We start from the raw sequence: 13913 nt of genomic DNA, 5'->3' as shown, positions 1-13913 counted from the left end.
CTTGGCGCCGCCTGCAGGTCACTGCCTATGATGCATCGTCATTCCGATCAGAGGTTCTGCATGCCACCTGCCCACAGCCACAGCGCCACCCCGCCCTCGCCGTTCAGCGTGTGGCGGCAACAGATAGCCAATAACCCCTGGGTCGGTGCAGGCCTTGCGCTGAGCCTGCTGGCCGTCGTGATTCTGCTGGGTGCGAGCCTGTGGAATGCGGTCAACGGCGATCACTCCGAAAACCTGCACCTGGCCGCGCTCGGGGGCCTGTCCGGCTTTGGCGCCACCGCGCTGGGTGCTGTGCTGGCTGTGGTGTTGCGTGATGTCAGTAGCCGTAACCAGGACGTGATGCTGGGGTTCGCTGCCGGCATGATGCTGGCAGCCAGTTCGTTTTCGCTGATCCTGCCGGGTCTGGACGCGGCGCGGGAGATCACCGGCAGTGGGCCGGGTGCGGCCTTCATCGTAGTCGTCGGCATGGGGCTGGGCGTGCTGCTGATGCTGGGCCTGGACCGTTTCACGCCGCACGAACATGAACGCGTCGGCGTTGTAGGGCCGGAAACCGAACGGTTCAGCCGAGTCTGGCTGTTCGTGCTGGCCATTACCCTGCACAACTTGCCCGAGGGCATGGCCATTGGGGTGAGCTTCACCAACGGCGACATGAACATCGGCCTGCCGCTGACCACCGCCATCGCCATTCAGGACATCCCGGAGGGCCTGGCCGTGGCGCTGGCGCTGCGGGCGACCGGGCTGTCCAACCTGAAGGCCGCACTGGTGGCCATTGGTTCAGGAGTAATGGAGCCCTTGGGCGCGGTCATCGGGCTGGGCATTTCCACCGGCTTTGCCGTGGCCTACCCTATCAGCATGGGGCTGGCGGCGGGGGCGATGATCTTCGTGGTAAGCCACGAGGTCATTCCCGAAACCCACCGTCACGGCCACCAGACCTCCGCCACGCTCGGCTTGATGGGCGGTTTTGCGGTGATGATGTTCCTGGACACCGCATTGGGCTGACAGCGCCGTTACCCGGCCTGTGCGAAGCGCTCAGACGTGCAGGGCGACCTTCAGGGCCTCCAGGGCGGGCTCGGCCTTGATGCCAAGTTCAGCGGCCAGCGCCTGGACCCGTTCCAGGTCATGCTGGCCAACCATGACCATCTGCAGCTCATCATCGAGCAATTGGCTGAAATCGAGCAGCACGTAGCCACCGGCTTCCTTGTTGAGCGCCCCCATCTGCACCTGGATACGGTTGAGCGCCACGAGCGGCTCGGTGCGTGCCAGCTGCTTGGGCTTGAGGGTCAACGGCACGCTCTTGTCGAACGAGTCGCTGATCTGCTGGAACAGCTCCTGATAGGTGCCGGCCTGGAATACCACGGTGTCAGGCAGGCTGCCGAGTACTACCCACTCGCCCAGCGGGATGGGAAAGCTGTCGTCGTAGTTGATGTCGGGGTTGGCGGCCAGGAAAGCGGCGGGGTCGGCGTAGGCCTGGGCAGCCTCGTCGGCAATGCGCTCGATGTCTTCTTCGCGCAGGCAGCCTGCGCTGATAAGGCGGATGAATTCGAGCAACTGAGTTTTCATGAAGGGGGGCCTGTGGCGATGGCAAAGTCGCCAAGGATAGCCGCAAACGCCCCCTGCCGGTTAGCCTGCCAGCGCTTGCAGGCGTGCGGTGGCGTCCACGGCGCCCATGGTCTGGGCTGCCATCAGTGCGTTTGCACCGCGCACATCCTGCAAGGCAGGGTTGGCACCCTGGGCCAGCAGGTACTCAAGGATCTCTACACGGTTGAACATGGCGGCCAACATCAGGGCCGTGCGTCCATCCTGGGCAGCGGCATCGACCGGTACACCGTTTTCCAGCAACAGGCGGATCATGGCCATGTCCCCTTTGAAAGCGGCACCGGCGATGGGGAGCTGGCCGTTGTCGTTGGCAATGAGCGGATCGGCCCCGTGGTTGAGCAACACCTGAACGGCGTCATGGTGGCCGTGGTAGCTGGCCAGCATCAGCAGGGTGTCGCCCTTGTGATTACGCAGGTTCACCGGCAGACCGCTTTGCAGCAGGCGCTCCAGCATCTGGGCATCGCCTTGACGGGCCTTGTCGAACACTTGTGCGGCAAAGGCAGCCGTTTCATCGGAAGACATTTGAGCAGGCTGAGCGGACGCAGTCTGGGTGGACATAAGGAACCTCCTGGTAGAAATCGTTGCCCAAGTGTTTGTCAGGCTCTTCCTGCGCGTCAAAGGTTCCGTTTCTATCGAGCCCATAGCGTTGATCGGCTTGCCGTGCAAAATGCACTGTGCAAAATGCATGACCTTGCAGCTTGCACGGAAGGCATTCTCTAAAAGCAGTCCAAGCCCCTGATTTACCTGGATTTTTCCTACACGCTGTTTCTGGCACGGTCGCTGCAATCTATCTAGACATCGATTGCCACACACCTTGTCAGGAGTAGTCATGAACCTTATCCAGGAAAAATTCGTCTCGGTGTTCCCTGCTTACCAAGTAGCGACTCAATCACGTCCTGACGGCGGCATCTTGCTGACTCTGCGTGCGGCCGACGGCAAGGTTACCCGCCGTGTACTGACCTACACCCAACTGCACAGCGCCGAGCAATTGTCCTGGGCCATCAGCGCCATTCGCCGCGACTTGGCCGAACAAGCCAGCGAGTTGCCAGTGATCTCGATGTTGCAGAGCCAGCAGCGTTTTGCATTGCCGACTTATCGCTGATTCCTGCACTGCCCCCGAAAGCGACCAAATTCAAGGTGGGAGCGGCCTCGTGCCGCGATGGGCCGCGCAGCGGCCCCAACGATATGAGCTGTGAAGCTGAAATCTTGGGGCCGCTGCGCGGCCCATCGCGGCACGAGGCCGCTCCTACAGGGGCATTACATGCCTCGGGCGCAAGGTCACAACTCGTCTATCCCCAGAAACGCCCGCGCACTCGCGTCGCCGGTAAATGCCAGCTGACTCCCCGCTTCAGTTGCAAATAGCCTGAACGCCAGGCAAAACGGCGCCTCCCCCAGCTCAAGCCAGCGCCGCGTCCCCGCAGGCACGCGCAACTGGTCGCCCTTCTCGCACATCACCGAATACACCTCGGCGCCTAGGCGCAGGCCAACCTGCACGCGTCCGCTCACCACGACGATCACTTCGTCGGTATCAAGCACATGCTCATCGCGCAGGTCCGGGCCTTGATCCTCGACCCCGTCACGGTTGATCACCCCATGGGCCTGGCAACCGTGGGTGGTCATCATGTGATCGAGATGGGCCTGGCAGGCATCCATCATCTCATCGTGCAAGGTGCCCGGACGCACCCGCAGCCCGTGCTCGGCCTGCATGAGCGACACCCCATGCTCGGCCAGTGCTGCCGTGATGTCTTCGGCATGGGTCAGCACCTTGTTGGGCAACTGCGGGGTGGAAGGGTCGAATACGCAGAGGATGCTCATCGTAAGGTCCTGTTGGGTTGCGAATGAAAGGCCATGATAACGGCTGCCGCCAGTGCTGCGACGCTGGCCATACCAAAGGTGAGCCCGGGGCCGAGCATGTTCCAGCTATAGCCGGCGTACAACGCGCCCAGGGCACCACCGGTACCCGACAGCGCAGCGTACAGGGCCTGGCCCTGCCCCTGCTGCCTGGCGCCGAAACTGCTCTGCACGAAGGCGATGCTGGCCGCGTGAAAGCAGCCGAAAGTGGCCGCATGCAGCAACTGCGCGCCCACCAGTACGCCCGGCTGCGCTGCCAGATTGCCCAGCAACAGCCAGCGCACGGCGGCCAGCACGAAGCTTGCGAGCAGCACCCGGCGGACGCTGAACCGTGCGAACAGGCGACTCATGAGCATGAACATCACCACTTCCGCCACCACCCCGAGCGCCCACAGCAGGCCAATGGCCGTTCGGCTGTAACCCAGGTGCTCCAGGTGCAGGGTGAGGAAGGTGTAGTACGGCCCATGGCTCAATTGCATCAGCGCCACACAGACGTAGAACGCCAGGACTCCAGGGGCTCGCAGCTGCTTGAGAAAACCTCCGGCCCCGTGTCGCTCACCGTGCTCGACGGGCTGGGCATTGGGTACCCAGAGGCTGGCGGCCACGATACCGGCCATGACCAGGACCAGGGCCACGGGATAGATGTCCAGGCTCAGCCATTCGAGCAGGCGCCCAAGCCCCACCACGGTGAGGATGAACCCAATCGACCCCCACAGCCGGACCTGGCTGTAGCGCGACGTCTGGCCATGCAGGTGCGCCAGCGTAATCACCTCGAACTGCGGCAGCACCGCGTGCCAGAAGAACGCATGCAAGGCCATGACCATCGCCAGCCAGGCGTAGCTCTTGCCGAAGAAGATCAGGCTGAAGGTGGCCAGCGTGCACAACGCCCCAAGCCGCACGATCAGTAAGCGCTGCCCGGTCCGGTCCCCCAGCCAGCCCCACAGATTGGGCGCTATGCAGCGCATCAGCATGGGAATGGCCACCAGTTCGCCGATGCGCGCGGGCGCAAAGCCCAGGTGGTCGAAGTACAGCGCCAGGAACGGCGCCGTGGACCCCAGCAAGGCGAAATAGAACAGGTAGAAACTGGACAATCGCCAGTAGGGTATCGGCTGCATGGGGTTGCCTTGGGAAGCAGGGCCTGTCGGCGGTGACTCAGCTGCGCGAGCTACCGCCGCGAGAAAACAGGCCCAGATGAGTCAGAGCTGGCCCAGCACCGGCGTGTTCACCTTCACCTCGGCGTTCTGGGCACGGTGGCGCAACAGGTGGTCCATCAGCGTAATGGCCATCATCGCCTCGGCGATCGGGGTGGCGCGAATGCCTACGCAGGGGTCATGCCGGCCTTTGGTGATGACGTCCACAGGGTTGCCGTCAACGTCCACCGAGCGGCCCGGCACGGTGATGCTCGAGGTAGGCTTCAATGCCAGGTGGGCAACGATCGGCTGGCCCGAGGAGATACCACCCAGAATGCCGCCTGCGTTGTTGCTGAGAAAACCCTGCGGGGTCATCTCGTCGCGGTGCTCGGTGCCGCGCTGCGCGACGCTGGCAAAGCCTGCACCGATTTCCACGCCTTTCACGGCATTGATGCTCATCAGCGCGTGGGCCAGCTCGGCGTCCAGGCGATCGAAAATCGGCTCGCCCAGGCCCGGCATGACACCTTCGGCCACCACGGTGATCTTGGCGCCTACCGAATCCTGATCCCGGCGCAGCTGATCCATGTACGCCTCAAGCTCCGGCACCTTGCTTGGGTCGGGGCTGAAGAAAGCGTTCTGCTCTACCGAGTCCCAGGTCTTGAAAGGGATCTGGATCGGGCCCAGCTGGCTCATGTAGCCGCGCACGGTGATGCCCTGGGTGGCCAGGTACTTCTTGGCGATGGCGCCGGCAGCCACGCGCATGGCGGTTTCGCGGGCCGAACTACGCCCGCCGCCACGGTAGTCGCGGGTGCCGTATTTGTGGTGATAGGTGTAGTCGGCGTGGGCCGGGCGGAACAGGTCCTTGATGGCCGAGTAGTCCTTGGACTTCTGGTCGGTGTTGCGGATCAGCAGGCCAATGGAGCAACCGGTGGTGCGCCCTTCGAACACGCCTGAGAGGATTTCCACCTCATCGGGTTCCTGGCGCTGGGTGGTATGGCGGCTGGTGCCGGGCTTGCGCCGGTCCAGGTCGCGCTGCAGGTCGGCAAGGGAGATCTCAAGGCCTGGCGGGCACCCATCGACAATGGCGACCAACGCCGGGCCATGGCTTTCGCCAGCGGTGGTGACAGTGAACAGCTTGCCGTAGGTATTGCCGGACATGGACGCTCCGCGAGATCTGCCTGAAATGAAGGAAAGCGGCAGTATACAGGTGGATTGCCCGCGTGTGCGGGCCGGTTGGCGACCGCGTCGTTCCGGGCGATGCGGGGCCTTGGGCCTGGCCTAGAACCTTCCTCGGCCACTGTAGGTCAAAGTGCTATCTCCCCCTGTGTAGTTGCGCACGATGCCGCGTTTCATTGCCCTGCTTTGCCTGCTGTTGACCAGCCTTTGCCATGCCGCCACCCCCACCGTCCTGCACCGCCCCATCGACCTGGACACCGGTCAGGGCGTATTGCACGGCAGCCTGTTGTTACCCCAGCAGGACACCCCGCCGCCGGTGGTGCTGATCATCGCAGGCTCCGGGCCCACTGACCGCGACGGCAACAACCCGGCTGGCGGGCGCGTGGACAACTTGAAGCGCCTAGCCTTGCTGCTGGCCAATGCGAATATCGCCAGCGTGCGCTACGACAAGCGCGGCGTGGCCGCCAGCCAACCGGCTACGCCCGATGAGCGCGACTTGAGCGTGGAGCGTTATGTCGCCGACGTAGTGGCCTGGGGCCATAAGCTCAAGGCCGACCCCCGCTTCGGCCCGTTGATCCTGATCGGCCACAGCGAAGGTGCGCTGATCGCCAGCCTGGCCGCCGAGCAGGCCGGGGCCAGTGCGGTGATCAGCCTGGCCGGCAGCGGCAGGCCCATGGCCGAAGTGGTGCGCGAGCAGCTTGCCGAGCGCCTGCCGCCTGCGCAGCTGGCCCGTGGCAGTGCCCTGCTTGACCGCCTGGAAGCCGGCCAGACCAGCCTGGACGTACCCGCACCGCTGCGACAGGTGTTCCGCCCCAGCGTGCAGCCCTACCTGATCACCTTGTTCCGGCAGGACCCGGCAGCCGCGTTTGCGCGGCTGCCCATGCCGGCGCTGATCGTGCAGGGGCGCAACGACGTGCAGGTGGACGTGGCCGATGCGCAGAAGCTCAAGGACGCCAAACCCGATGCCCACCTGGTGCTGATCGAGGGCATGAACCACATGCTGCGCATCAGCCCCAAGGACATGAGCGAACAGCGTGAGAGCTACCAGAACCCGCAGTTGCCGTTGGCACGGGAGCTGGGCGAGCAGATCGTCGCGTTCATTCGCCAGTTGCCACCGGCCTGATCGACGGGCTCAGGTCTGGGCAGCGGCGGCCGATACAGCGTGCATAGCCAAGGACATGCCCTGATGACCACACCACCTGCTGCCACAGAGCCGGCTGAAGAGCCTCAAAACACTCCCGCCCTGCCCTGGGCGGACCTGGCCGTCGAGCATCACCAGTTGCTGCGCCTGGCGCCGCTGCCTGGCGACCGCGTAACCGGCGCCCGCCCCCTGCGTTTCGTGCAGTTCGGCTATGCCGAGCGCCACGACCCGGCCCACAGCCTGCTGCGCATGCAGATTGCGTTGCCCGGCCAGAAGGTGCACAAGGGCCATAACCAGGTGGACATACGCGTAGATCACCAGGCGCGGTGCGTGCGCCTTGGGGATGAGCATGGCCTGCAACTGGAGCCGGTCAATCGCGGCCTGGGCCGCTTCCTGCTGGCCCAGGCCGCCCAGTGGCTGCAGCGCAAATGGCCGAATTACCGGGTAGAGGCCTTTGCGCTGCCGAGCAAGGATGCGCTGGAGGAGGACTCGCGCCTGCGCCGGGACCAGTGCCTGCGCGGGGCAGGCCTTGAGGTGCAGTACGAAGACGGGCAGGTGCTCAAGGGCCGAACGGCCGAGACCCGGGTAGACCAGCTGGAGGTAGGCTGGAACAGCGAGCGCGTGCAGCGCCTGGGCCTTCTCGATGCCGCGCAGTTGTTGCAGCAGGCAGACCAGCAGTTGCAGGAAGGCGAGGCCCGCTTGCGCGAGCGTGATGAGCGTGTGGCCAAGTACCAGCGCGAAGACAGCGGCTTGCGGTTCACCATCACCTGCCTGGTGGCCTTTGCACTGTTTCAAGCCGGGCTGCTGATCTGGATCGCCACGCGCTGAAACCCTGGGCCTGGCGTTTCATGGGCCTCAGGTGTTTTGAAAACGGGTTGGGCGACACGGGCGCCTGACACCCGTTACGCCCACGCGCCCTCAGACGCGGCCTTTGAACAACGCCTGATGCTGACGGCACTGCTCGGCGGTGAGCATGAATACCCCATGCCCGCCGCGCTCGAATTCGAGCCAGGCGAAATCGACTTCCGGGTACAGCGCCTCGACGTGAACCTGGCTGTTGCCCACCTCCACGATCAGCAAGCCCTTTTCGGTCAGGTGGTCGGCCGCATCGGCCAGCATGCGCCGTACCAGGTCCAGACCATCAGCACCGCAAGCCAAGCCCAGCTCCGGTTCGTGGTGGTATTCGGCCGGCATGTCGTCGAAGTCTTCGGCGTCCACGTACGGCGGGTTGGACAGGATCAGGTCGAAGCGCTGGCCCGGCAGCCCTTCGAAACCGTCGCCCTGCACGGTGTACACCCGGCCATCGAGGCCATGGCGCTCGATGTTCTGGTTGGCTACTTCGAGCGCTTCGAACGACAGGTCGGCCAGCACCACCTCGGCCTGCGGGAAGACGTCGGCGGCGACGATCCCGATGCAGCCGGAGCCGGTGCACAGGTCCAGAATGCGGCCTGGCTCAGCGCCCAGCCACGGCTCAAGGCGCTTTTCCAGGAGCTCGCCAATGGGAGAGCGCGGCACCAGCACGCGCTCATCGACGATGAACGACATGCCACAGAACCAGGCCTCGCCCAGCAGGTAGGCGGTGGGCACCCGTTCTTCGATGCGGCGCTTGAGCAAGTGCTGCAGCTGTACGCGCTCGGCATCCTCGAGCATGCAGTCCAGGTAGCTGTCGGCCACCTCAAACGGCAGGTGGACCGCCCCCAGCACCAGCAACCGGGCTTCATCCCAGGCGTTGTCGGCACCATGGCCGAAGAACAGGTCGTGCTCATGGAAGCGGCTGACCGCCCAACGGATATAGTCGCGCAGCGTGCGCAGACGGGATGTGATCACGGGAAACTCCTAATTCAGACTGGCCGAAAGTCTAACAGCCCAGGCCCCGGATTTGTTCCCTGCAATCGCCTGTACGGTAGCCACAAGCCAGCAACCACGCCACTTGCGTTGTCAACCATTCCCATTGTCGCCAAGGCAGGGGAGAATAGGCGCACAAAAGCCCTGTACCAAGGAGCCCTTGATGTCCGTTCCAACCACGATGTTCCGCCTCACTGGCCGCGATTACCCGCCGGCCAAGCTGAGCCAAGCCAGCCTGATCATCATTGATGCGCAGAAGGAGTACCTGACCGGGCCCCTGGCGCTGTCGGGCATGGATGAGGCCGTGGCCAACATCGCCAGGTTGCTCGATGCCGCGCGCAAGAGCGGCCGTCCGATCATCCATGTTCGCCATCTGGGCACCGTTGGCGGGCGCTTCGACCCCCAGGGCCCTGCAGGTCAGTTCATTCCGGGGCTCGAACCGCTGGAAGGCGAGACCGTCATCGAAAAACGCATGCCCAATGCCTTCAAGAACACCAAACTGCACGAGACGTTGCAGGCACTCGGCCATCTCGACCTGATCGTCTGCGGCTTCATGAGCCACTCCAGCGTCAGCACCACCGTGCGCCGTGCCAAGGACTATGGTTACCGGTGCACCCTGGTGGAAGATGCGTCGGCCACCCGTGACCTGGCTTTCAACGACCAGGTGATTCCAGCGGCGCAGATCCACCGGTGTGAAATGGCCGTGATGGCCGACAACTTCGCGTGCGTGGCGCCGACGGCCAGCCTGATCTGACTCGATCAGGTGGGTGGCGGCAGGCAGGAACCGGAGGTGTGATTGTGGGTCGAAGGGCCCATACCCCTACAGGAGAGCAGGATGAAGCTCAAAGGCAGTATCGACGCCAAGCGCCTGCGCCCGCGCGAACCGCGCAGCTGGGGCGCACGCCTGGGTGCTGCGCTTTCCGCGCTGCTGGCCACCCTCGGTGTGTTGCTGGCCATGGCCGGCGTGGCCGGGCTGTTGGGCAACTACCCTGCCCTGGCCGAACTCAACGCCAACAAGCCGCTTGCCGCCACCTTGACGGTGGTGGGGCTGTTGATGCTATGGCTCGGCGTACGCTTCTGGCGTCTGAGCCGCATCCGCCTGCGCCGGGCTCGGGAGCTGAACATGTCGCCTCACTTGATGAAAAAGCATGAGTGAGGTTCCTGCAAACTGAGCTGCCCCCTGTAGGAGCGGCCTCGTGCCGCGATGGGGCGCGCAGCGGCCCCAGGGTTTCAGCGTAGCAGCCTAGATCGCCGGGGCCGCTGCGCGCCCCATCGCGGCACGAGGCCGCTCCTACAGGTGGACAGCATTGCACCTTATTGCCTGGGGTCGCCCATCGCCAGCCTGCCCACTCCACCCGACCACCATGGCTGCACACCGCCGCGCACTCGCGTAAACTACGCCGCCCACGTGGAGGCATCATGCAAGACGACGATTTTTCCCTGTTCAAGGCCGAAGTGCGCGGCGTCAAGCCGATCACGCACGACCGTGCCGAGGTCGGCAAGCCCAAGGCCGATCGCCAGAAGCTGGCCGGCCTGCGCCAGTCGGCGACCGTGTCCAGCGACAAGGCATTGGTCATCGATGGCATGTCCGACCAGTTCGTCATCGACGTGGGCGCCGAAGACGAATTGATGTGGCGCCGGGACGGCGTTCAGGAAACCCAGCTGCGCAAGCTCAAGCTTGGGCAGATACCGTTCGAAGGCAGCCTGGACCTGCACGGCATGACCGTGGAAAAGGCGCGCGAGACACTTTGGGATTTCATCGCCGAAGCGACCCGCCTGGAAGTACGCTGCGTGCGGGTCACCCACGGCAAGGCGGCACGCCTGGATGGCAAGCGCCCCATGATCAAGAGCCACGTCAACACCTGGCTGCGCCAGCACCCGCAAGTGCTCGGCTTTGCCTCCTGCAGTGCCCGCCACGGGGGCACCGGCGCCGTCTATGTGATGCTCAAGCGAACCATGCTCGAAGGCCGCGACGAGTAACGCCGCGCTTGCAGCGCCGCCCTTGCCGCCGTAACCTTCGTTTTTGCGATTTTTCCCACAGGTAGATCCATGTCCCTGGAACAGAACTACACCGAGATCCTCAGCCAGATTGGCGAGGACGTCTCCCGTGAGGGCCTGCTCGACACGCCCAAGCGGGCTGCAAAGGCGATGAAGTATCTTTGCCGCGGTTATGAGCAAACACTGGAAGAAGTGACCAACAACGCGTTGTTCAGTTCCGACAACAGCGAAATGGTGCTGGTCCGGGACATCGAGCTGTATTCGATGTGCGAGCATCACATGCTGCCCTTCATCGGCAAGGCCCATGTGGCCTACCTGCCCAAGGGCAAGGTGCTGGGCCTGTCGAAAGTGGCGCGTATCGTCGACATGTACGCCCGTCGCCTGCAGATCCAGGAAAACCTCAGCCGCCAGATCGCCGATGCCGTACAGCAGGTCACCGGTGCCGCCGGCGTTGCCGTGGTCATCGAGGCCAAGCACATGTGCATGATGATGCGCGGTGTGGAGAAACAGAATTCGAGCATGATCACGTCGGTGATGCTGGGTGAGTTCCGTGCCAACGCGGCCACCCGCAGCGAGTTCCTCAGCCTGATCAAGTAACCGGCTGCGTCACCCAGGCCGACCCCTGCCGGTCGGCCTTTTTCATTTCAGGAGTTTGTAGATGATCGTCAAAGCCCTGCGGGTTGGCCTCGGCCAGCTTATCGTATTCGGCGACTGGGTCAGCCGCCCGGCCAAGCGCAAGCGCGACCCGGCGGCCCAGGCCGGCGTGGACGAGGCGGCCAAGGGCCTGGCGCTCTACCAGTTCCATGCCTGCCCATTCTGCGTCAAGACCCGCCGCACCTTGCACCGCCTGAACGTGCCGGTGGCGTTGCGCGACGCCAAGAACGACCCTGTGCACCGTCAGGCCCTGGAGCAAGGCGGTGGCCGGATCAAAGTGCCATGCCTGCGCATCGAGGAAGCGGGCAAGGTGACCTGGATGTATGAGTCCAAGGCCATCATTGCTTACCTGGATGAGCGGTTTGGTAAGCATTGAGCCACAGTGGCGGGTGCTGCCTTGGCACCCGCAAGCCAGCGAGGTCCGGGTAGGAGCGGCCTTGTGCCGCGATGGGCTGCGTAGCAGCCCCAGGATTTCAGCTCCGCAACTCATATTGCCGGGGGCCGCTACGCGCCCCATCGCGGCGCAAGGCCGCTCCTACCCGGACCTCGTGGTTCACGCTACCATCGGCACATGCCGCGGATGGCTGCTCACCCGCTCCAGCCAGGCGCGCACGGCCGGGTAATCCGTCAGGTCGAAACCGCCTTGCTGCGCCACATGGGTGTAGGCATACAACGCCACATCGGCAATGGAATACTGGTCACCCACCAGATACGGGGTCACCAGCAACTGCCGCTCCATCACACGCAGCGCCTTGTAGCCGCCCTTGTGCAACTTGCGGTACTCCTCGACGCGATCATCCGGTAGCCCCAGGTAGAACTGAATGAAGCGGGCCACGGCGATATACGGCTCATGGCTGTATTGCTCGAAGAACTGCCACTGCAGCACCTGGGTGCGCAGGCGCGGCTCGGCGGGCAGGAACTCGCTGCCGTCGGCCAGGTAGTTGAGGATGGCATTGGATTCCCACAGGTAACTGCCGTCCTCGAGCTGCAACACCGGCACCTTGCCGTTGGGGTTCATGGCCAGGAACTCGGGCGTCTCGGTCTCGCCCTTGAGGATGTCCACCGGGTGCCACTCATAAGGCCGCCCCAACAGGCTGAGCATCAACTTGACCTTGTAGCAGTTACCCGATTGATAATCGCCGTAAACCTTGTACATCACCCCTACCCCTGCAATGCCGTCATATCAGAGCGCCTGATAGTTAACGACTGTACGGTTAAAAGCAATGATCGCTGTATCGCTGCTGTCACCTCGCCTGGCGTTAGTCTGGTAACCACGGCGTATACCCTTACAAGGATTTTTTCATGACCGATGCCACCTCCGCTCGCCTTCGCCCCCTGGCAGATACCTCGCCCTCGGCGGTGGTCGCAGGCTTCATCGCCATGCTCACCGGCTACACCTCCTCGCTGGTGCTGATGTTTCAGGCCGGGCAAGCGGCTGGCCTGACCACTGCGCAGATATCCTCGTGGATCTGGGCGCTGTCGATCGGCATGGCGGTCTGCAGCATCGGCCTGTCCCTGCGCTACCGCACGCCCGTGACGGTGGCCTGGTCCACGCCCGGCGCGGCGCTGCTGATCACCAGTCTGGGCGGGGTGAGCTACGGGGAGGCCATTGGCGCCTACATCACCTGTGCAGCGCTGGTGCTGGTCTGTGGGCTGACCGGCAGCTTCGAGCGCCTGGTCAAGCGTATTCCTGCCTCGCTGGCATCGGCGCTGCTGGCCGGCATTCTGTTCAAGATCGGCAGCGAGATCTTCGTTGCCGCCCAGCACCGTACCTTGCTGGTGCTGGGCATGTTCTTCAGCTATCTGCTGGTCAAGCGCCTGTCGCCGCGCTACTGCGTGCTGGCCGCGCTGCTGGTGGGCACGGCATTGTCCGGCGCCCTGGGGCTGCTGGACTTCAGTGGCTTCGCACTGGAAATGGCAACGCCGGTGTGGACCACGCCGCACTTTTCGCTGGCAGCCACCATCAGCATCGGCATTCCGCTGTTTGTGGTGGCAATGACCTCGCAGAACATGCCGGGCATTGCTGTGCTGCGGGCTGACGGCTACCAGGTGCCGGCCTCTCCATTGATTTCAGCCACCGGCCTGGCTTCGTTGCTGCTGGCCCCGTTTGGCTCGCACGGGGTGAACCTGGCTGCCATCAGCGCGGCCATCTGCACCGGGCCGCATGCCCATGAAGACCCAAGCAAGCGCTACACCGCGGCCGTATGGTGCGGCGTGTTCTACGGAGTTGCCGGCGTGTTCGGGGCGACGCTGGCAGCGCTGTTTGCGGCCTTGCCCAAGGAACTGGTGCTGTCGATCGCGGCCCTGGCCCTGTTTGGTTCGATCATGAATGGCCTGACGGTAGCCATGAGTGAAGCGCGCGAGCGGGAAGCGGCCGTCATCACTTTCATGGTCACGGCCTCGGGGCTGACGCTGTTCTCCATCGGTTCGGCCTTCTGGGGCATTGTGGCCGGTGTACTGGCCCTGCTGATCCTCAACCCACGCAAAGCGTAAGACAACCGCCGATGGCAGGCGCCGCGCTG

Annotated in this window: 17 protein-coding genes; 10 read left to right on the top strand and 7 right to left on the bottom strand. The window is 64.0% G+C overall.

The features are described from left to right. The first annotated feature begins 60 nt into the window (after positions 1-60). Positions 61-999 carry a ZIP family metal transporter gene (locus tag CWR53_RS06545; RefSeq protein ID WP_058605806.1) on the top strand — a complete coding sequence of 313 codons (939 nt, stop codon included), beginning with the start codon at positions 61-63 and terminating at the stop codon, positions 997-999. Positions 1000-1029: 30 nt separating this feature from the next. Here the strand turns inward: CWR53_RS06545 and CWR53_RS06540 are convergent, their stop codons facing one another. Both CWR53_RS06540 and CWR53_RS06535 read right to left on the bottom strand, forming a co-directional pair. Then, positions 1030-1560: a hypothetical protein gene (locus tag CWR53_RS06540; protein ID WP_100851087.1), complete on the bottom strand. Its 531-nt coding sequence runs from the start codon at positions 1558-1560 to the stop codon at positions 1030-1032. Between the two features lie 60 nt (positions 1561-1620). Then, positions 1621-2154, bottom strand: coding sequence for an ankyrin repeat domain-containing protein (locus CWR53_RS06535; protein ID WP_058605800.1), 534 nt, complete (start codon positions 2152-2154; stop codon positions 1621-1623). Positions 2155-2425: 271 nt separating this feature from the next. Here CWR53_RS06535 and CWR53_RS06530 point away from each other — a divergent pair, with 271 nt between their 5' ends. Then, positions 2426-2698: a DUF3509 domain-containing protein gene (locus CWR53_RS06530; RefSeq protein WP_058605801.1), complete on the top strand. Its 273-nt coding sequence runs from the start codon at positions 2426-2428 to the stop codon at positions 2696-2698. A gap of 176 nt (positions 2699-2874) precedes the next feature. Here the strand turns inward: CWR53_RS06530 and CWR53_RS06525 are convergent, their stop codons facing one another. From CWR53_RS06525 to aroC, 3 genes are all read right to left on the bottom strand, one after another. Then, complete coding sequence (locus CWR53_RS06525) at positions 2875-3411, bottom strand: oxidase (protein ID WP_058606104.1); 537 nt, start codon at positions 3409-3411, stop codon at positions 2875-2877. Continuing rightward, positions 3408-4562 (bottom strand): MFS transporter, encoded by a 1155-nt coding sequence (locus CWR53_RS06520; protein WP_058606105.1) that lies wholly within the window; start codon positions 4560-4562, stop codon positions 3408-3410. The genes CWR53_RS06525 and CWR53_RS06520 overlap by 4 nt, the downstream gene beginning before the upstream one ends. 81 nt (positions 4563-4643) lie before the next feature. Then, the gene (gene aroC, locus CWR53_RS06515; RefSeq protein WP_058606106.1) at positions 4644-5735 is read right to left on the bottom strand and encodes a chorismate synthase; all 1092 of its coding nucleotides are present in this window, start codon (positions 5733-5735) and stop codon (positions 4644-4646) included. A 181-nt stretch (positions 5736-5916) separates the two neighbouring features. On the opposite strand from aroC, the gene CWR53_RS06510 reads away from it, so the two are divergent. Together CWR53_RS06510 and CWR53_RS06505 are read left to right on the top strand one after the other, a co-directional pair. After that, entirely contained in the window at positions 5917-6876 is a 960-nt protein-coding gene (locus CWR53_RS06510; protein ID WP_100851086.1) for an alpha/beta hydrolase, read from the top strand. A gap of 63 nt (positions 6877-6939) precedes the next feature. Next, positions 6940-7722, top strand: coding sequence for a hypothetical protein (locus CWR53_RS06505; protein WP_058606108.1), 783 nt, complete (start codon positions 6940-6942; stop codon positions 7720-7722). A gap of 90 nt (positions 7723-7812) precedes the next feature. Here CWR53_RS06505 and prmB read toward each other — a convergent pair whose 3' ends face one another. After that, a complete protein-coding gene (prmB, locus tag CWR53_RS06500; RefSeq protein ID WP_058606109.1) occupies positions 7813-8721 on the bottom strand; it encodes a 50S ribosomal protein L3 N(5)-glutamine methyltransferase in 909 nt (302 codons plus the stop codon). 181 nt (positions 8722-8902) lie between these two features. On the opposite strand from prmB, the gene CWR53_RS06495 reads away from it, so the two are divergent. From CWR53_RS06495 to CWR53_RS06475, 5 genes are all read left to right on the top strand, one after another. Continuing rightward, positions 8903-9493, top strand: coding sequence for a cysteine hydrolase family protein (locus CWR53_RS06495; RefSeq protein WP_058639718.1), 591 nt, complete (start codon positions 8903-8905; stop codon positions 9491-9493). Positions 9494-9574: 81 nt separating this feature from the next. Continuing rightward, positions 9575-9895, top strand: coding sequence for a hypothetical protein (locus CWR53_RS06490; protein ID WP_100851085.1), 321 nt, complete (start codon positions 9575-9577; stop codon positions 9893-9895). Positions 9896-10158: 263 nt separating this feature from the next. Then, a complete protein-coding gene (locus CWR53_RS06485; protein ID WP_023535332.1) occupies positions 10159-10719 on the top strand; it encodes a Smr/MutS family protein in 561 nt (186 codons plus the stop codon). 69 nt (positions 10720-10788) lie between these two features. After that, entirely contained in the window at positions 10789-11334 is a 546-nt protein-coding gene (gene folE / locus CWR53_RS06480) for a GTP cyclohydrolase I FolE (RefSeq protein ID WP_023535356.1), read from the top strand. A gap of 61 nt (positions 11335-11395) precedes the next feature. Further along, positions 11396-11767, top strand: coding sequence for a glutaredoxin (locus CWR53_RS06475; protein WP_058639716.1), 372 nt, complete (start codon positions 11396-11398; stop codon positions 11765-11767). 177 nt (positions 11768-11944) lie between these two features. On the opposite strand, the gene CWR53_RS06470 is transcribed toward CWR53_RS06475, so the two are convergent. Beyond that, positions 11945-12547, bottom strand: coding sequence for a glutathione S-transferase family protein (locus tag CWR53_RS06470; RefSeq protein ID WP_058606113.1), 603 nt, complete (start codon positions 12545-12547; stop codon positions 11945-11947). Between the two features lie 146 nt (positions 12548-12693). Between CWR53_RS06470 and CWR53_RS06465 the strand changes: the two genes are divergently transcribed. Then, entirely contained in the window at positions 12694-13884 is a 1191-nt protein-coding gene (locus CWR53_RS06465) for a benzoate/H(+) symporter BenE family transporter (protein ID WP_100851084.1), read from the top strand. Positions 13885-13913: the final 29 nt, after the last annotated feature.

Origin of the sequence: Pseudomonas sp. SGAir0191 (assembly GCF_002812565.2) — a bacterium.
Classification (GTDB): Bacteria; Pseudomonadota; Gammaproteobacteria; order Pseudomonadales; family Pseudomonadaceae; genus Aquipseudomonas; species Aquipseudomonas parafulva_B.
The sequence above is the reverse complement of the archived record's forward strand: the minus strand, read 5'-3'. Positions and strand labels throughout refer to the sequence as shown.